The organism is Candidatus Cytomitobacter primus, assembly GCF_008189405.1.
GTDB lineage: Bacteria > Pseudomonadota > Alphaproteobacteria > CAJXXZ01 > 1604HC > Cytomitobacter > Cytomitobacter primus.
Genome location: NZ_CP043316.1, coordinates 453,998 through 473,043 on the forward strand (window position 1 = coordinate 453,998; position 19,046 = coordinate 473,043).

A 19,046-nucleotide genomic window follows, 5' to 3' on the forward strand; every position below is an offset into this window, starting at 1 on the left:
GAAAACCTATTAATATAATCAATGGAAGCTTAGTTGTCGCTATGATTAGAGGAAAGTCCGGGCTCCATGGAGAAAAGGTGCCGGTTAATGGCCGGCGAGTGTAAAAACTTAGGGAAAGTGCCACAGAAAATATACCTCCTACTGAAAAGTTGGGAAGGGTGAAATGGTGCGGTAAGAGCGCACCGCTGATTTGGCAACAGATCAGGCATGGCAAACCCCACCTGGAGCAAATTTAAGCAAAGAGTTGGTTCTTCACTAATGCTCTTGGGTTAAATGCTATAATTTTACAGCAATGTAAAATAGAGACAAATGACAACTTAATACAAAACCCGGCTTATAAGCTTCTATTAAAAAATCATTATTAGTTAAACAGTATTTTATGCTATACTAAACCATGAAACATTATATAATTATACTAATGATGCAAAGCATTGCGTCTACAGGCCCATATTATTTTGGAGTAAATGATGGGAATTCTCACATAGAAAATGCAAGCCCTGTTATGCCTTATAGGCTTCAATGCGAACATTTTAGCGCTTATGAGAGAATGTCAATAAATGATAGGAAAAATACAGATCATAAAAACCAGCAGTTCCAAATTGATTGTTTTTTAAACATGTATAATAATATACAGAAACTAGTGGCTATATATAGATTATTTAATCATGATGATAAGGTTATATCACAAATCACACGCAACCTAACTGAGCAATTTATTAGCGATCAAGAAGAAATCAAATCATATTATAAGAAAACAGAATCTGCATTAAAATTATGTGGTTATTCTAGTAAATTATTGGATCAATTCAATAAAAATAGAAAAACATATCCTTCTAATAATTTTATAGCAGCAGGAAATGCAATTATGCAAAGAATAAAAGCATATGAGCATGTAGTAGCATATAACTTATTGCAATATTTAGGGGATGATTATTCAGATATATTAAATGTTGAAGCAAACTATTCAAATGCACTATTAAAAAACCTACCTAATAACGAAGATCATAAGCATAGCAGTGATGATAAATATATAATTCCATATTCATTAACAAGCCATTTATTGAAAAGAGATAAAGATTTCTTAGATAAAGTCAAATATAGAATTACAGGATATAGCGATGAGGATGAACACTCTTATAGATTAAGTCAAGATGGATCATTAATAATTCATAGCATACAAGGAGATATTAATTTAACTCAATACTATGCATTCGCAAAAATATCACTATATATTAATTCTAAAGATAGCATAATTAATATCACTCCATGTTATTTATATAGAAGTCAAACACAAAGATTAAATATTAATGGGGAGTGTAAAATGGTTAACATAGCAAGAGATAGAGAGATGCACGAATGTATTGATTTATCAAATCTAAATGCTAAACAAGCAAATCTTAACCAACAGTATGAAACTATTATATTAGCGAAAACAAATATAGATGAATTAAATATATATCACAGCTCTCGTATTATAATCAATTTAGATACATATGATATGATAGAATTAACATATCATAATAATGGAGAATTAATTAAAAAATCATTAAAAGGCAACAATGAACGTACATTTAACACATACCATATCAATATAAATAACCGTCAAGATGTTCATATTACATATATAACAACCTCTAAATCACAAACCTCTACTGTATTATAGCAATATATAACATAATTGCTGATTTCTATATATATAGAAATATATCAAATCTAATACTATAACTATATATCAATCCATATGTATATATCTAAAACATTATTATTTAATATTCACAAAGCTATATATTTATAAACACATTATTCATCATGTTATATAGTTCATATATATGAGATTCTCTGTTTTTATACCTATAATATGGCATATATGTGCAAGATTAATTCAATGTTTAATCATGCTTTGAGCAAACATATATTGTTTATATGATATATGTGATTCGTATAAAGTTGTTAATAGTTCATACTGTACAATTCATATGCATATTGCTCTAAGGTTTTCTAGAATTGTTTGTATGGATTATGGATTTTATATTGCTGAAAGAATATAGTTAGGATTTGCAAAGTCATTAAATGCTTTATCACAAAATGTCATTAGATATCGATTTCTAATCCCATTATTGATAAATGGCATATTATATTTAATACTTGTTCCAAAATTTAATTTACCCCTATTATATGCATGCACTCCAACTACAGAATGATCCCCTGCTAACATATTATAGCACATCCACTGCTTCCTGATTCTGTATCTGCTGTATGGCATAATATTATTATATTCTGTCGCTTCACCATAAGACACACTTTTATATCTACCTCTAGGACAACTAGAAGTTCTTATCTTTCCAAGTGTATGACTTGTACTTAGTTTCAAAAAATTATTTTGTGGATGATCAGCAAATAGCAATGCTATATCATGCTTTTCATTTTCCATCCATTTTGGATGAATATAATAATAATTCAACCTAAAAGATTCAAGTTTAAATTTTTCATATTTAATAAGATAATAATCATTAATATAGTTTAATAACACATATATCGATTCTGTAATATCAATTCCAAAAATTATTTTTTTAGTTAATAGCCATGAATTTATAGGTTTCATAATATCATATCCTAAAACATCAAGCTTAAACTCAGTACTATCTAGTGATTGCTTATAATAACATACATTAGAGGCTGCATTATTTTGACTATACAAATTATGCCCTGCAATCATAATCATAGTTTGATTAATAAAAAACCCACTGCCATTATAATACATATTTTCTATATTTTCTGAATAATCTTTATATTCCATTAATAATCTTACACAAGCTGAATCTGGCAATTCATTTGATTGATCAGCGTTAAGAATATGAAATGCATCTTCAATTGGTTTCCCAGATAAGATCGCTTGTAAGCTTCTAACTTCTGAGCTATCTACATTTTTAACAGAATCATCAGAAAGAACAACTATATCACTGTGCACATTTGCATAACGATGTTCATTTACATTGCATAAATCTGAAAACATACAATTTACATTGCATGAACCTAATAAACCACAAAACAGCAAACTAATATCCACATATATATTAAAACTATATTAACAACATATCAATCATTGTTAAATGCAATTAAACAATACATAATTGATAAAGTATCAATCCTACTATTTTATTATTTGCTACCTATTCATATTATATTTTTCTATTAATCCCATAATATAACCACTAATTCCTTTATATTGCATATTAACATCAGTGTTGCTTGTTTTGTTTGTGTAATAATACATATCTCTCTTTTTATCTAAAAATGGCCCTTCCCATTCACTTGGATTAAAAGTAAAAGGTGTGCTTTCAGCTGTGGGACCATTAATCTTTGGCATTGTAATATTCACGATCCCATCTTCACCTACATTTACATATTGGCTTTTGAATTGTCCATCATTAGTGCTATTTAAAACACATGTAATAAAACTAACACACATAAAAGTCTTACTCATATTACCCCCCTATAGAAACATATTAGCTTCTATCCGGCATAATAGCATGAATATTACATATATAACAACTAAATCACAAACCTATATGTATTATAGCAATATATATGATTACTGAATTATATTATATATAAAATATTGATATTATGGCTAATTACATAATAAACATATATATATCAAAATACATAATAAACCCATATATATCAAAAGCATCATTGGTTAGTATTCACAAATCTATATATTCATAAAAACTATGCACACTGCACACAGAATTTATTGATATATTACAATCAAGCAGTTCGTTGTCTTTTAGCGTCAGGATTATCACCACTCGCGTTGATATCACTATTATGATCTACTTGCTCTTTTAGCTTATTTACTTCATCTTTTGTAAGTATTTTAGCTACTCTCATAACCAAATCTATACCAGCACTATTAGCCAACAAACTTTTAACCATATCAGTTTCCTTATTTCGTTCTGCTTTTGCAATTTCACTATCTTGATTGTATGATTTTTTGAATTTATCATTTCCCGCTATATCTTGGTTATATTTCTCTATACTATCATCTATAAATTGCAATATACTTTTCTTAACTCTTACACCTTTATTATAATCTTCCTTATCACTTTTTCCTCTTGTATGCACACCTAATACACATTCATTTTCTGCAGATATGATTGGGCCACCACTATTTCCAGGCAATGTATCTGCTTTATGTTTTAGAACTGCACCATCATATTGAGTATCGCTACCTTCTGTTTTGCGCATCTCATCGCATCCCTTTGGGTATCCAACTACTTTTACATTTTGGTCTTTTGCTAATTGTAATGTAAGCTTATCTGCTTCTGCTTGCGCAAAAAACAATAATGCCACATCGTAATTATCATCCAAACCCTTCTCCCATTCTGGATGAATGTAGTAATGAGAACATTCGTTACCAAGGTCTTTTTTATCATCTGATTTAGCGCAAAAGTACGCATGAGCCGCTCTAATCTTATTTTTATTTGGTTTGGCAGCGCTAAAATTCTTGGTTAACACATTATGTGCTGCTGTCATCACTATGTTTTTATTGATTAAAAATCCACTTCCTACATAATTGCGCTTATGACCTTCTACTGCATATGTAACTCTTACTTTTCCACATGATGAATATGGCATAGTCTTTAATTCATCACTCTTGATTAATTTAAATATTTCATCAAATTTGCTTTTGTCTGACAGAATAGATTCTAATGCCTCAGATTCTTCGACTTGATGCTCATGATCCTCTTTTTTTATATAATAAGGTGCAAAAGAATCGAAAAATGGACCCTCCCATTCATCTGGATCAATAGTATTTGTCTGGTATGTATCTACAGATTGCTTATTAGGACTTCTAATAGTTACCTTCCCATCACCACATGCATTCACATAAACTCCATGAAATGTCGATTCAGATGAAACTTCCGATTCCGAATCAGGCATACCATCTATTATACCTGCAATCAAACAAGCACATAAAATCTTATTCATATTCTCCCCCTATAAAAGCAAGCGCCTTCCACAATAATTATACTATCATTCTATATATATATGCAATAGAATCTTGTGCAGATTTCCCTTCTACACATTGGCTTTATTTAGCATAACAGCATCAATATTACCACAAGAAACCAAATCAAAATAAATACAATTCAGTACTTAAAGATCTCAATTGTTTGTATCTAGCCTAATAACATACTAATGTTTATAGAATAAATAAGAAAATTTATTCCCCAACCGACTTAATTTGCATCTAGCATTTCTTGTAAGCAAAACCATTATTAGCACACTCACATCATACTATTCATATAAAGAACCCAGTATAATTTTCATTATGCTTAAAGAGCTTTATTATCTCATATTTTCTTTTAATTCACTTAATCTATTTTCATCTAATCCTGTAACCTTCATAATATCCTCTATAGGCATATTCACCCTTAACAAATTCATTGCAACTTGCTCAATACCTCCTTTCAACCCTCTTTCAATTCCTTTATCTATCAATAATTGATCTTTTTCCTCCTGCACCTCAATCCTTAGTTCTTCAATTTTATCAGATTGACTTAGCATTTTTTGATATGATGCTACACTACTATCAATAAATGGCAGTAACTCTACTTTCATCTTTACACCGGTTTTGTGCATATTTTTCATTTACTCCTCTTGTATGGGTTCCAATAATATGCATGCATTCCGACACAATTGGACTTCCACTACTTCCAGGTAATGTATTAGCTAAATGGTATATCATCTCTTTAGAATCTATATCTTCTGTATACACATCTCCCTTTGATTCATTAACATCTTTTGATCCATTTGGATTCCCCACAACACTTATAACTTTCTCCTCATTAAATATTTTCAATTTTAGCAGTTTATCTATTTGCTCTTGCGACAAATTCAAGCTCTCAGATAAAAATAATAATGCAACATCATATTTAGGATTGAAATTCTTCTCCCATTCAGGATGAATAAAACAGTGAGTTAATACTGTCGCAGATGCAGGTTTCTTCTTGGCAAATGATGCTGTAGTTAACATATGATGAAAGCTGACTGAATCTGCTCTAACGCGATCTGTATTATAATGCCCATTGATGAAAGGAGGCAATAAATTATGAGCAGCAGTTAGTATAGCATTCGTACCAATAAAAAATGCACTGCCAGTAAAAACTTCATTACCTTCTTATTCATCAATATGCATTGTCAGTTTACCAGAAGCAGCATATGGCAATTGAGATAACCACTCACTATCTACAATTTTAAATGCATTATCAAATGTTTTTCCAGAAAATATTTTGTGATTTTTCTTGTTTAAATTTATGCTTTCTTTTCTTCTATGCATAGTATTTTTTTTGTGATCCAATTGTTTAGAAAATCTTATATTGCGTAAATCCCTATCACTTATGTTACTTTGTAATTCGAAATAATCATTTGGATCTTCAATATCACCTGTATAATATAACCCTCTATCTTCATCATAAAATGGCCCTTTTGAATTACGCAAATAAGCTTCATGTACAGTTTGATCAAATTCAGGGTAATCAGGTTGCGAAATAGTCACCAACCCATTTTTATCAACCGAAACATAGTCCAATTTTAAGCTATGATCTTCTTTACTATAAAAACGAACAGACTGTGATAAAGTGCTTTGAGCCAACCCAACACTTCGTACATATGCATGGCTAATCCCCATACTACTACGTGCAATACCAAATCCTATACTCTTTACATATGAAAAATTCATGCAATCAGCAGAACTACTTAACAGTATACTTAATAGTAAAACTTTATTCATATTACCCCCTATAGAAACTATAAATTCCCATGCAGTATTGTATCACTATAATAACCTTCTGATAACGATCATTATTTTATTCACCTAAGTTATATAATGTGATTTTGTATATTAAATTATATATATACAATAACTCACCACAACGTATATGCTCATTATAATATAAACTTTATTTTTTTTTAGCTTTTATATTATTAATAGCACTTTTACTAACGCCTGTTATGGTAGCGATCTTATTAATAGGCATATGATCTGCTAGTAAATTCTTCACAATTTGAATTATCTTATAGTCTAATTTCACTTTTTTAGCAATGCTTATACTCTTTAGCACTTTAAGACTACCTGTTTTAGGTTGTTTCATGATTTTTAAATCTTTATTGTACAATGTAATTGCTTTATTTATGAACTTTACAGTATCATTATTAACCCCGTATCCATTATTAAATTTCATTGCATCACTATATGCTGTATGGACCCCTATAACATTATTATTTGACCGTAAAATAATAGGGCTTCCACTATTTCCTGGCAAAGTATCTGCTGTATGAATGATTAGCTGATCTTTATAGATTGCATCTCCATGTGATTCATGCATGCTTTTATGCCCCTCTGGGTATCCAATCACCTTAACCTTATCTATTGATTGGTTAACCATGAGCTTTAACTGATCTTTAATTGAATGCTGGAAAAATAATAATGCCATATCACAGCTTTGGTCATTACTTTCTATCCATTTAGGATGTATATAGCAATGTGTGCAACGAAAACCAATCTCACCTTCAGCATATGATTTATTTTTAAAATATACTTGGTCCGCTGTTAGAGTCTTTCCTACTTCTTCTATAACACTATATACATTATGAGCTGCTGTCATTACAATATTTTTGTCAATTAAAAATGCACTTCCTTTATATGAAATAAGCTTTCCTTGATTTATAAAATATTTCATTGTTAACTTACCACAAGCAGCATATGGCAATGCAAATAATCTACTTTGTTTAACTATTTTTAATGGTATTTTCTTTTTAGATAGAATTGCTTCACGCTTTTTTATAACATTTTCTTCAGATGAAATCTTGAATTTTTCTAATACAGTACTGTATGCGATATCCATACTATTGCTTTTTGAAATCTCATTTATATTACCACGCAATTTATAAGAATCATTCTCATTAAAATCACTATTATCAATATAATAAACAGACCCTGATTTGTCATAAAATGGACCTTCTACATCTTTTAAATATTCTTCTACAACAGTTCCAGATTTAGGATAATCAGGTTGCGAAATAGTCACCAACCCATTTTTATCAACCGAAACATACTCTAATTTTAAGCTATGATCTTTTTTTCTATAAAAACGAACAGACTGGGACAAAGTGCTTTGAGCCAACCCAACACTTCGTACATATGCATGGCTAATCCCCATACTACTACGTGCAATACCAAATCCTATACTCTTTACATATGAAAAATTCATGCAATCAGCTGAACTACTCACCAATATACTTAATAGTAAAACTTTATTCATATTACCCCCCTATAGAAACCATAAATTCCCATGCAATATTGTATCACTATAATAACCTTCTGATAACGATCATTGTTTTATTTAAATTTATCAATTATTTATTTTATCTAAATACTATAATATAGCTCATATAATTAATAATATATCTTCTATATAAACAGATGCAGTGCATGCATACTATAGATTTCTACTGCATGTTTAAATTGAGTAAATTTCCATAGAGTTTGTTCTATAGAATTAGAGATTCCATATTAAGAAGTGAAACCTTTAAGCAATGCAATTTGTTTTAATGCTTTCTTTAAGAGGCAGATAATTACTGCTTATTTTTTCCCTCTAGACTGCTTTACTGCATCTAGGGCACCTCCTTTTGCAGATGCACTGCTTTTTGTAAGCACATTTCTTTTTGCTACATATTTTACTACATCAACTTTTACTGAATCTGGAACAGTTGAGCCAGATTTTGGCGCAGGCTTGCTTTTCACTGTAGCTTTAGATTTCACTGAATTTGGAACAGTTGCTTCAGATTTTTGCACAGGCTTATTTGTTTGAAGGGTACTTTTCTTAGGCTTTGGTGTTACACTTTTTTTATCTCTAGGCTTTGCCGTAAGATTTTGCACTGAGTCTCTATTTTTCTTAGGCTTTAGTGCTATAGTTTTTGTAACTGCAGGTTCTGACGCAAGTTTTGTTGTTGAACTTGAAACACTTTCCTTAGGCTCTGATGTCAACTTACTTGCACTTAATATAGTCACTACACCTATATTCTCATTTGCTAGCGAATTTATTACCTGAACTAAACATTCCTCCATGGTATGTGGGGAAAACTTCTCTATAGAATCTGCCTCTTTTTCACCTATAAATTCTTCTCTTTGCTTTTTTCTTTTTTCTTCTGCTGCCTGTACCTGTTCACCACAATTAATCACCCCTTCCTTCACTCTACTTAATTCCTCTGAACATAATTTTTTATACTGATCATTTAGTTTAATGTAACATAGTAAATATTCCGCATAATTAGGATTTATACGATCTGTATTTTTCACCTTCTCAAGAGCCTCATCCTTTAATAAGCATGCCTTATCTATTTCTTCTTGATAATTTATATCTATTTTTTTAGAATTTTTAAATGATTCTACATTTTTTGCATACACTGCTTTTCCAATATTAATATAATTCTCATAATATTGACTGTATAAGTATATAGCATTACTTAAGAATTGATTTATATTATCTGTAATTCTAGACCCAACGTTCTCTGGTGCATCAGAAGCACCATCATAACCATATTCATAATACGCATTATGAACAGCTATTACATACCATTTATCACCATTTTTATGTAAAACAGGGCCACCGCTATTACCCTGCAAAGTATCTGCATTGTGATATACCAAATGATCTGTGTACCTAATAACTTTACCTTTCGATTCTTGCATTATTCCACCACATCCACTTGGAAAGCCTATAACACTTATGTCTATATGGTTATGTAACATACTATCATCTATCACTAATGGGGCCATGTCTTGAGCATTCAATAAAAATAATATTGCAATATCATATTTATTATCAAAACATTTAGCCCATCCTTCGTGCACATAACCTTTTACACATATAAATCCTTGCTCTTCTTCATTCACTACCTCAGATTTAAAATATATTAGGTCAGGGATCTCTCTGCTATTCCTAAAATACACATTATGCGCTGCTGTCATTACTATGTTTTTACCAATCAAGAATCCAGAACCTATACTATAACTCTCATTATCCTTATACATCATTAGTCTACCACATTGTGCATAGGGCACTTGATTCAATTGTTCACCAGTAATAGATATAAAATCTCCATTTGCTTTTTGAGAGTCAGTATCTTTACCAAGCAATCCTTGCAAATTCAGCTCTTTATCTTGCTCAACATGACTATCTTTAACTAGAATATCTTGATTTGCTCCATTCAAAATAGACATTACTACACTTAACAATATTATCTTCTTCACAACATTATTATACATTATTTAAATGTAATTTACAATTTTTATATTAAATTAAAAACGTCTGATTTCAAACCCATATTCACATCAAAATATGTTGGCAAAACTAATTATTTAACATCGATAATTATATTATAAAGGGGTTTAAACATATTAAAACCTAACACCTATATATCAAAATGCAAGAATCGGCATAATAACTACGCCTTAAAATCTGCTAATTTATTCAACTCAACATAAACAGTATTAACTGAAGAGCTATTTAATACATTTTTATCTATCATATAAGCCTCAGTTGATTTATGACCTTGCGCCACTTCATCACTTTCATGCCCCATACTATTACTTGTGCTTCTCTCACTCAAACCTTCATTACTATTATCATGCATAGGATTCAAATCATTATTACAACTATGACTTCCCTTAATACTAAAATAAGGATCATCTTTACTTAATAAACTCTCATAATGTGCAATCTCGTCCTCTAAATTATTAAACTGCATATCACTTTTCGCCAAATGGTCCTCGTGATCATTAAATACAGACTGTTCATGCACAGAAACCAATCCCCTCACATCACACCAATATTCCCTAATTACCTTACCAGGCTTAAAACAAGGAGCTTTAATATCGTGCGAACTAAAATCAGGAGCATCAATAACAAGGCTCCCATTATCGGCCACAGTCACATATTCTTTAACTGGCAAATCTGGACCAGTCCCATGCAACATAGATACAATAAGACCAACAAATAAAATTTTATTCATATTTCCTCCTATAGAAACATAAAAGCTTCTACTCGCATGGTAGCATAAAACCATGAAAATCAACATAATACTACGCCTTAAAATCTGCTAATTTATTCAACTCAACATAAACAGTATTAACTGAAGAGCTATTTAATACATTTTTATCTATCATATAAGCCTCAGTTGATTTATGACCTTGTACCACTTCATCACTCTCATGCCCCATACTATTACTTGTGCTTCTCTCACTCAAGCTTTCACCACTACTGCTATTTCTGTTAACAAGATTCAACTCATCATATGAATCAATGCTTCTTATATAATCAAAATAAGGGTCATTCTTACTTAAGACACTCTCATAATCAGCAATTTTTTTCCTTTGTTCACTAGAATAAGCACTATTCTCTTTTAGTGCGTTTTCATATTCAGCAAGCTTCTTTCCTAAATCTTCTACATAAGTATCTATAGATCTTTCATGTACAGAAACCCATCCTCTCACACCACAGCAATATTGCTTAACTACCTTACCCAGTGCCTTGTCAGCATCAAAATATGGAAATTCCATATTATGCAAAGAATGTGTGTTAGCTACAAATCCACCATCTTCAACTTCCTTTAAATCTTTCCATTCATGTTCAACAACACCCAACACAGAAACTGCAAAGCAAACAAATAAAGTTTTATTCATATTTTCTCCTATAGAAACAAAATAGCTTCTATCTGACATATTAACATAAGTATTTTGACAAACATAGTAATTGAAGTTGCTTGAGCAATACAGATTATGAATTGAATTAGTAAAGCTCATAAAAAACTTACATAATATAAATACTAATTATTTACTATGTGTTATTATAAAAATTCAAATCTTTTAGAGCACTTAATTCAACAGATATAGTATTAAATGAACTTGAATTTTCATCAGTTAAGTCTATCAATATCACATTGTTTCTAATTGGTTTGGACGCATGTACAGAAACCCATCCCCTCACATCACACCAATATTTCCTAATTACCTTACCAGGCTTAAAACAAGGAGCTTTAATATCGTGCGAACTAAAATCAGGAGCATCAATAACAAGGCTCCCATTATCGGCCACAGTCACATATTCTTTAACTGGCAAATCTGGGTCAGTCCCATGCAACATAGATATTATCAACCCACAAACAAAATTCTTTTCATATTTACTCTTTTCATATTCCCTCCTATAGAAAAATCACACTTCCTTCTAAGCACAATAGCATAAAATTATAAAAATCAATATCACGCTTATAGATCATACTATTACTTGCACTTCTCTCATTTAAATTTTCATTGCTACTATTATCATTCAATTTCTCCATTACAATTTTTATTATTCAAGTAATAATTTGGCAAAATCAGAATCAGAATAATTATTGAATTTAAGAATTCTAGGCAATAATGTCATTCCAGGAATTGAGTTATAATCTATGAAATATGCCTTATCAGATAGTTTAAAATCTATTCTTGCAATTCCATGCCCATCCAAATAATTGTACAACCCCACTGCATATTCCTGCGCTGCCTTTACCATGCCTTGATCAACATATGATTCTGATCCTAGAAATTTCACCTTCTTATCAGTGTTTTTTGCATGTATTGTATAAAATTGTTCTTCACATTCTATAATCATTGAACCATAACATTTTCCATTTTTCACAACCACACATAATTCTGGACCTTCAATAAATTCTTCACATATAATAGCTTGATCACTCATTTTATACTGATCCTTTTCTTCATCGCTATTAATCACATGCACTCCATATGATGAGCCACCAAATAGTGGCTTCACAATGTGTGGATAGCAATGCGCTTTCTCTCTATATTTTTTTTCTGAGTAAAAACCTCCACTAGAAATAGGAATATTCAATTTTGTACAAATAGACCGCATAATATGCTTATTAATTGATATTGAAGCATCATTAAACCTTGGCCCTGTATATGGAAATTTCAATTCATCGAGAAACCTCTGTGCGTACCCATCTTCTCCCCAATAACCATGCACTAAATTCACAATTATATCTGGTTGAATACGTAAAATATCATCCCTAAGCTCATTCAAACCATTTGCAGGATCTAAATGTATAATTTTATCTATAATATTTTGATTAGAATCAATTGTAACTCCTGAATCCTGAGGGAGGGTGTTTAAATTAGGTAGTTGTAGAGAATCAGAACCATGTGATTGAAAATCAAAATTAGTTAATATATTAGAACTAGTTAATATACTTTCAACTTTCTTTGCACTTTTAAGTGAAGGGTATACTTCTGTCCACCCACCCGCTAAAAGCACTATATTTTTCATATTCAAAGCATTCTGTGACATAAAAATATTATTGCATTAATTTATGATTTTTTAAAATGCAATTCAAACATCATGCAAAGCCACTGTTGTGACTTAAGATATTCTTCGTCTTTTTGCATCTGATAATTGCTTGCCATCTATTTCATTTTTCAACTTGCTTACTTCATCTATAGTAAGTGTAGTCACTTCACTAATATCACCTATACTCATAATATTCTTTATTAACATCTTTTTTGCAGTATTAATATCTGCTTGTTTTGCTGCATCATCCAAATCATTTTTAGTAAATGTTTTTTGCCCTTTGATATGTTTTGTAATCTCTGAATCGCGAGTGTCATTATTTGAATGTTCATCTTTTCTAACATAATAATAAGCGTCACGGTCTTTATCTAAAAATAGCCATTCCCATTCTGCTGGATTTTCATAATAGACTTCAACTTTTTCAGGTTGAGAAAATTCAGGTGCTGTAATTTTAACAGTACCATCTGTACCAACACTTACATATTTACCTTCAAATGGATGAGAATATGACTTATTTTCAGAATCACCTCCATGCAAAACACAGGTAATAAAACTCATACATAATAAAATCTTGTTAATATTCTCCACTTATAAAAGCATGATAACACAAATTATTCAAAATCCAATATTTCAGAAATAGCAAATAAATCACCTCTTACTTCAATTTATATCAATATTAAAACACATTACTAATTAACCAACTATCAACCCTATATTTCATATATATGCTCTATGATGTTATATATATGAAACTTTTTGTTTTTTAGGGGCAGGGGCATCATTTGCATTAATTTCTCTATTTCGATCTATTTCATCTTTCAATTTACTCACTTCATCTTTAGTTAATATTTTCACTGCTTGCATAATTACATCAATATTAATATCATTATCCAGCAAATTTTTAGCCATATTAATTTCAGTTTTCTTTTCTGCATCACTTAAATCACTTTTAGTGAACGCTTTCACTTTTATATGTTTTGTATAATCTGGGTACACACCTCTATTATATTGATCTATACTTTCATTAATAAATTTAATAATGCTTTGCTTGATTCTTACACCTTTATTATATTCACTACCTTCAGATTTACCATTTGTATGAACACCTACTACAAAATCACCTTGTTTTTGTGAAATAATTGGACTCCCACTATTCCCTGGCAAAGTATTCACCTTATGTGAAACCTTTTCATCACAATCATACATAGCTTTTCCCTTTGCTTCATGCATTTTTTCATGTCCTGATGGATATCCAATAACTTTTACATCTTGTGCTTTAAAAGCCGTCTTTAATACTAATTGATTATCCATTGAATGAGGGAAGAATAGTAGCGCAATATCATAAGCACTATCTAATTTTTTTTCCCATTCTGGATGCATATAATAATGTGTACAAGCAGGTCCAATTTGATTATTATGTGCTTGAAGTGCAAAATGTACTTTGCTAGCTGGAATATTACTATCAACTTCGTTCATATAATCAAATACATTATGAGCTGCAGTCATTACTATATTTTCATTAATTAAAAATCCAGTACCAGCATATTTCTTAGTTTTGTTATTCATTATATATTCCATCATCAATCTTCCACAACTAGAATATGGAGACTCATGTAATGCTTCAGATTTCACTGCATCAAATGCATGATTAATTGATGTTCCATCAATAATAGACTCATTTGTTTTTTCTTTTTGTTCTATAGTCTCTGAACCACAAGTGTCATTACCTGAATTTTCATTTTTTTTCACATAATAATAAGCATCACGGTGTTCATCTAAAAATGGTCCATCCCAATCTTCTGGATTATGTATATATGTTTCATATTTTTCAATTTTAGGACCCTTTACACCTATAATTGTAACTGTTCCATCAGCTGCTGTTCTTGCATATTCACCTTGAAAAGGTGAATCTGATGAAGATTCAGAATCACCTCCATGCAAAACACATGTAATCAAAGTCATACATAGTAAAATCTTATTCATATTACCTCCACAAAAGCATAATAGCCCTTATAAAAATAATGTAGCATATTAATTGTTCTTTAACAAATATAGCTATAAAGTATTAAACAATAAGCTTTGCCTAATGAGAAGTAATGATCTGCTTGATTAGCTATTGATTAACTATTAAAATAAAAACCATATCATCTTTTATGGTTAAAAAAACACTACTTCACGTTCAAGCATCATGCCAGTTGAACCAAACACTTTTGTTTGCACCATTTGGATAAGCTCCTTAATATCACTACTACTCGCAGTTCCATCATTAATAATAAAATTGCAATGTAAATCAGACATATATGCGCCCCCTATTTTCATACCAATGCAATCAGATTTTTGTATCAGCTTCCATGCATTATTATTATCAATATTCTTAAATACACTACCAAAAGTATTCATTCTAGGCTGCTTATCATTTCTATATTTTTTCATATCAGCAATATTTTTTATTACAACTTCTGGATCAGTTTTTTTCACATGAAAACATCCTTTAAGAAAAATCATTTTATCAGGAAAATTACTATTTCTATATTCATACTTAATTTCATGCCTATCTAAACAATATATCTTACCATTTTGATCTATAACTTCGGCCCATACCAAGTAATCTGATATACAAGCACCATATGCACCAGCATTCATATATAATGCTCCGCCTAATGTACCTGGAACTGTATGAAGAAATTCCAGATTTGTATAGCCGTGTTTCATACAAAATCGCGTCAATAATATATTGGGCATTCCTGCATCTACGATCAAATGATCATTACCTTGATTCGTTATATTATTTGGCATTGAAGTTAATTTGACAATTATATCATCTAGCCCTTCATCAGGAATTATTACATTTGACCCAAACCCAAGCATACGAAAAGGAATTTGCTCATGCATAAAGCTCTGTAATTTTTGAATAGATTCAGGTTCAAACACTTTCACATTTCCGCCAGTTTTAATCCAAGTTAGATCCCTACCTGATTTAATTTTCACACAGCGATTATATCATAAATCATATTAATTGCATCATTTGTTCATTGCGTATATTACAAATTAATCATTAAAAACAAAATGAACCAACTATTTATAGATAAGGGATTGATAAAAAATATAGGTGCTAACAAACATCCTTTGTCTTCACGGGGCCTTTATAAATAAAGTGGGCATCGTATGAACTATTCCACGGAACAACCCAGTGACAATTCCCGTGATTTTGTGTGCGCCTCGCAGACCAAAAAACACTCATCAGAACCTGATTAGTTTATAAATCACAAATGAATATTTTGCAAGATCAATATTATAAAATTCTATAAAATCACCGAAAACAAAAGCACAATTTAGTGTAAAATTTATTCAAGCCACACAAATTGCTATGCTATGTTAATTGCTCAGTAATCTTTTTTGAGTGGTTTTTCAATCAAGGTAAATTGCAAGCTGCGTATATGTTTTATGCTATCAGGCAACTCTATTAATTGATTACTACTTAAGTCTAAATCTTCTAATTCAGCTAAGTTCCCTATACTTTTAGGCAACTCTGTTAATTGATTACCATCTAAGTATAATTCTCTCAACTTAGTTAAACTCCCTATGCTCTCAGGTAGTTTTATTAATTGATTTTCAGATGAGTATAAACCTTGCAACTTAGTTAAACTCCCTATGCTTTCAGGCAACTCTGTAAATTTATTGTTAAACACATATAATTCTCTCAACTTAATTAAGCTCCCTATGCTTTCAGGCAGCTCTGTTAATTGATTTTCAGGTAAGTTTAATATTGCCAGCTTAGTTAACTTCCCTATGCTTTCAGGCAACTCTGTTAATTGATTTTTATATAAGTTTAATTCATACAAATTTCTTAGATCCCCTATGCTTTCAGGCAACTCTGTTAATTGATTTTTATATAAGTTTAATTCTTTCAAATTGATTGCATATTTTATACTCTCAGGCAACTCTGTTAATTGATTTTCAGATAAGTTTAATTTGCTCAATCTTAAATCGCATATGCTCTTAGGAAACTCTGTTAATTGATTTTTAGATAAGTTTAATTCGTTCAGATTGTTGTATAGATGCCATAATAGATTATCAGGTAATTTTGTTAATTGATTACCAGACAAGTTTAATTTATACAAGCGTTGAAAATGCTCTGTACTATCAGGCAATTCTATTAATTGATTGTCAGATAAGTTTAAATCGAATATATTACATAAATGCCATATGCTTTCAGGCAACCCTGTTAATTGATTTTTAGATAAGTTTAATTTGCTCAATTTATATAGACGATACCATACATTTTTAGGCAGTCCTGTCAATTGGTTTCTAGATAAATCTAAGTCTTCTAAATTAGTTAAATTCCCTATACTCTCAGGCAGTTCTATTAATTGATTATCAGATAAGTTTAAATTTTTTAATTTAGCTAAGTTCCCTATGCTTTCAGGAAACTCTGTTAATTGATTTTTAGATACATATAAGTTTTGCAGCTTTTTTAGATCATTTATACTATCAGGCAACTCTATTAATTGATTTTTAGATAAGTTTAATTTATACAAATTTCTTAGATCCCCTATGCTTTCAGGCAACTCTGTTAATTGATTACCACCTAAATATAAACAATTCAATCTTCTTAGAAATATTATAATATCAGGAAACTCTGTCAACTGATTATGAGATAAGTTTAATGCTTCCAAACTGCTTAGATCCTCTATACTATCAGGAAGTTTTATTAATTGATTACCATCTAAGTATAATTCTCTCAACTCAGCTAAATTCCCTATACTATCAGGAAGTTTTATTAATTGATTATGAGATAAGTCTAATCGTATCAGATTGCTTAGATCTTCTATGCTATCAGGTAACTCTGTTAATTGATTATAAGATAAGTCTAAATATTCCAAATTAGTCAAACTCCCTATATTATCAGGCAGTTCTGTTAATTGATTACCACCTAAGAATAAATTTTTCAACTCAGCTAAATTCCCTATACTATCAGGAAGTTTTATTAATTGATTTGTAGATAAGTATAAATTGTCCAACTCAGCTAAATTCCCTATACTATCAGGTAACTCTGTTAATTGATTTCGATTTAAGTTTAAATCATACAATCTGCTTAGATTCCCTATGCTCTCAGGCAGCTCTATTAATTGGTTGTCAGATAACTCTAAGCGTCGCAGCTTAGTTAAATTCCCTATATTACTAGACAATGTTTGTAATTGCCATGATTCAAAGTGCAAGCAATCCCACCCATTACTCTTCTTTTTAACTAAGTCAAATAACATATCCATAACACAATATATATGTTGATAGATTGTTCCATGACACGCACCAGTAATAGATTTATAAATTTCATCAAGAGATTTTGGCTTTTGCGCTTTTGCATTAATAAACCAATGAGTATAATCTTTTATAGAAAGTATTATCTCTTTTGGAAGGGTAATTGGGTGATTTGAAGTGATCTGTTTCCCCATAGCAAACTTAAAAGTTCTCCATCCAGATTCATCGCAAACATTTATTCTACTTTGAAATTGCTCTTCAATTGTACGCTCTTTGCCTGCATGAATATTACATAATATCACAGCAAACAATAATCTTTTTATATTTTCCATATGTATAATATTGTATATTAAATCCACATAAACATACATA

At 30.4% G+C, this 19,046-nt stretch carries 16 protein-coding genes, 1 other RNA gene and 1 pseudogene; 2 read left to right on the forward strand and 16 right to left on the reverse strand.

All coding sequences use genetic code 11. From position 1 onward, the window contains the following. Positions 1 to 20: 20 nt before the first annotated feature. Both rnpB and FZC34_RS01990 read left to right on the forward strand, forming a co-directional pair. Positions 21 to 353: RNase P RNA component class A (gene rnpB, locus FZC34_RS01985), an RNA gene on the forward strand. Positions 354 to 394: 41 nt separating this feature from the next. Beyond that, the gene (locus tag FZC34_RS01990) at positions 395 to 1,663 is read left to right on the forward strand and encodes a hypothetical protein (protein WP_187440013.1); all 1,269 of its coding nucleotides are present in this window, start codon (positions 395 to 397) and stop codon (positions 1,661 to 1,663) included. A gap of 363 nt (positions 1,664 to 2,026) precedes the next feature. Here the strand turns inward: FZC34_RS01990 and FZC34_RS01995 are convergent, their stop codons facing one another. The 16 genes and pseudogenes from FZC34_RS01995 to FZC34_RS02070 all read right to left on the reverse strand — a co-directional run bounded on the left by FZC34_RS01995 (position 2,027) and on the right by FZC34_RS02070 (position 19,006). Beyond that, entirely contained in the window at positions 2,027 to 3,067 is a 1,041-nt protein-coding gene (locus tag FZC34_RS01995; protein ID WP_187440014.1) for a hypothetical protein, read from the reverse strand. 99 nt (positions 3,068 to 3,166) lie between these two features. Further along, a complete protein-coding gene (locus FZC34_RS02000) occupies positions 3,167 to 3,484 on the reverse strand; it encodes a hypothetical protein (protein ID WP_148971793.1) in 318 nt (105 codons plus the stop codon). A gap of 287 nt (positions 3,485 to 3,771) precedes the next feature. Further along, positions 3,772 to 4,995, reverse strand: a complete 1,224-nt coding sequence (locus FZC34_RS02005; protein WP_148971794.1) for a trypsin-like serine peptidase — start codon at positions 4,993 to 4,995, stop codon at positions 3,772 to 3,774. A gap of 360 nt (positions 4,996 to 5,355) precedes the next feature. After that, complete coding sequence (locus FZC34_RS02010) at positions 5,356 to 5,628, reverse strand: hypothetical protein (protein ID WP_187440015.1); 273 nt, start codon at positions 5,626 to 5,628, stop codon at positions 5,356 to 5,358. Next, positions 5,600 to 6,154, reverse strand: a pseudogene (locus FZC34_RS02015) (trypsin-like serine peptidase); the annotation flags it as partial. The pseudogene FZC34_RS02015 and the gene FZC34_RS02010, both read right to left, overlap by 29 nt. Positions 6,155 to 6,187: 33 nt before the next feature. Continuing rightward, complete coding sequence (locus FZC34_RS02020) at positions 6,188 to 6,799, reverse strand: hypothetical protein (protein WP_148971797.1); 612 nt, start codon at positions 6,797 to 6,799, stop codon at positions 6,188 to 6,190. A gap of 169 nt (positions 6,800 to 6,968) precedes the next feature. Beyond that, positions 6,969 to 8,330: a trypsin-like serine peptidase gene (locus FZC34_RS02025; RefSeq protein WP_148971798.1), complete on the reverse strand. Its 1,362-nt coding sequence runs from the start codon at positions 8,328 to 8,330 to the stop codon at positions 6,969 to 6,971. A 320-nt stretch (positions 8,331 to 8,650) separates the two neighbouring features. Next, entirely contained in the window at positions 8,651 to 10,321 is a 1,671-nt protein-coding gene (locus FZC34_RS02030) for a trypsin-like peptidase domain-containing protein (protein WP_187440016.1), read from the reverse strand. Positions 10,322 to 10,515: 194 nt separating this feature from the next. Next, entirely contained in the window at positions 10,516 to 11,082 is a 567-nt protein-coding gene (locus FZC34_RS02035; RefSeq protein ID WP_148971800.1) for a hypothetical protein, read from the reverse strand. Positions 11,083 to 11,152: 70 nt separating this feature from the next. Further along, positions 11,153 to 11,752: a hypothetical protein gene (locus FZC34_RS02040; protein WP_148971801.1), complete on the reverse strand. Its 600-nt coding sequence runs from the start codon at positions 11,750 to 11,752 to the stop codon at positions 11,153 to 11,155. Between the two features lie 154 nt (positions 11,753 to 11,906). Then, on the reverse strand, positions 11,907 to 12,212 hold the full coding sequence (locus tag FZC34_RS02045; RefSeq protein WP_148971802.1) for a hypothetical protein: 306 nt from the start codon (positions 12,210 to 12,212) through the stop codon (positions 11,907 to 11,909). A 207-nt stretch (positions 12,213 to 12,419) separates the two neighbouring features. Continuing rightward, positions 12,420 to 13,415 carry an ATP-grasp domain-containing protein gene (locus FZC34_RS02050; RefSeq protein WP_148971803.1) on the reverse strand — a complete coding sequence of 332 codons (996 nt, stop codon included), beginning with the start codon at positions 13,413 to 13,415 and terminating at the stop codon, positions 12,420 to 12,422. A 72-nt stretch (positions 13,416 to 13,487) separates the two neighbouring features. After that, positions 13,488 to 13,973 (reverse strand): hypothetical protein, encoded by a 486-nt coding sequence (locus FZC34_RS02055; protein WP_148971804.1) that lies wholly within the window; start codon positions 13,971 to 13,973, stop codon positions 13,488 to 13,490. Between the two features lie 180 nt (positions 13,974 to 14,153). Then, entirely contained in the window at positions 14,154 to 15,398 is a 1,245-nt protein-coding gene (locus FZC34_RS02060; RefSeq protein WP_148971805.1) for a trypsin-like serine peptidase, read from the reverse strand. 174 nt (positions 15,399 to 15,572) lie between these two features. After that, positions 15,573 to 16,403 (reverse strand): UDP-N-acetylmuramate dehydrogenase, encoded by an 831-nt coding sequence (gene murB / locus FZC34_RS02065; RefSeq protein ID WP_148971806.1) that lies wholly within the window; start codon positions 16,401 to 16,403, stop codon positions 15,573 to 15,575. Positions 16,404 to 16,798: 395 nt separating this feature from the next. Next, the gene (locus tag FZC34_RS02070; RefSeq protein ID WP_187440017.1) at positions 16,799 to 19,006 is read right to left on the reverse strand and encodes a leucine-rich repeat domain-containing protein; all 2,208 of its coding nucleotides are present in this window, start codon (positions 19,004 to 19,006) and stop codon (positions 16,799 to 16,801) included. Positions 19,007 to 19,046 lie beyond the last annotated feature (40 nt).

Coding starts and splice junctions, on each gene's coding strand:
- FZC34_RS02040 (WP_148971801.1), bottom strand. CDS start 11,752: ATGAATAAAACTTTATTTGTTTGCTTTGCAGTTTCTGTGTTGGGTGTT.
- FZC34_RS02060 (WP_148971805.1), bottom strand. CDS start 15,398: ATGAATAAGATTTTACTATGTATGACTTTGATTACATGTGTTTTGCAT.
- FZC34_RS02055 (WP_148971804.1), bottom strand. CDS start 13,973: ATGAGTTTTATTACCTGTGTTTTGCATGGAGGTGATTCTGAAAATAAG.
- FZC34_RS02045 (WP_148971802.1), bottom strand. CDS start 12,212: ATGTTGCATGGGACTGACCCAGATTTGCCAGTTAAAGAATATGTGACT.
- FZC34_RS02035 (WP_148971800.1), bottom strand. CDS start 11,082: ATGAATAAAATTTTATTTGTTGGTCTTATTGTATCTATGTTGCATGGG.
- FZC34_RS02070 (WP_187440017.1), bottom strand. CDS start 19,006: ATGGAAAATATAAAAAGATTATTGTTTGCTGTGATATTATGTAATATT.
- FZC34_RS01990 (WP_187440013.1), top strand. CDS start 395: ATGAAACATTATATAATTATACTAATGATGCAAAGCATTGCGTCTACA.
- FZC34_RS02000 (WP_148971793.1), bottom strand. CDS start 3,484: ATGAGTAAGACTTTTATGTGTGTTAGTTTTATTACATGTGTTTTAAAT.
- FZC34_RS02020 (WP_148971797.1), bottom strand. CDS start 6,799: ATGAATAAAGTTTTACTATTAAGTATACTGTTAAGTAGTTCTGCTGAT.
- FZC34_RS02005 (WP_148971794.1), bottom strand. CDS start 4,995: ATGAATAAGATTTTATGTGCTTGTTTGATTGCAGGTATAATAGATGGT.
- FZC34_RS02010 (WP_187440015.1), bottom strand. CDS start 5,628: ATGAAAGTAGAGTTACTGCCATTTATTGATAGTAGTGTAGCATCATAT.
- FZC34_RS02050 (WP_148971803.1), bottom strand. CDS start 13,415: ATGTCACAGAATGCTTTGAATATGAAAAATATAGTGCTTTTAGCGGGT.
- FZC34_RS02025 (WP_148971798.1), bottom strand. CDS start 8,330: ATGAATAAAGTTTTACTATTAAGTATATTGGTGAGTAGTTCAGCTGAT.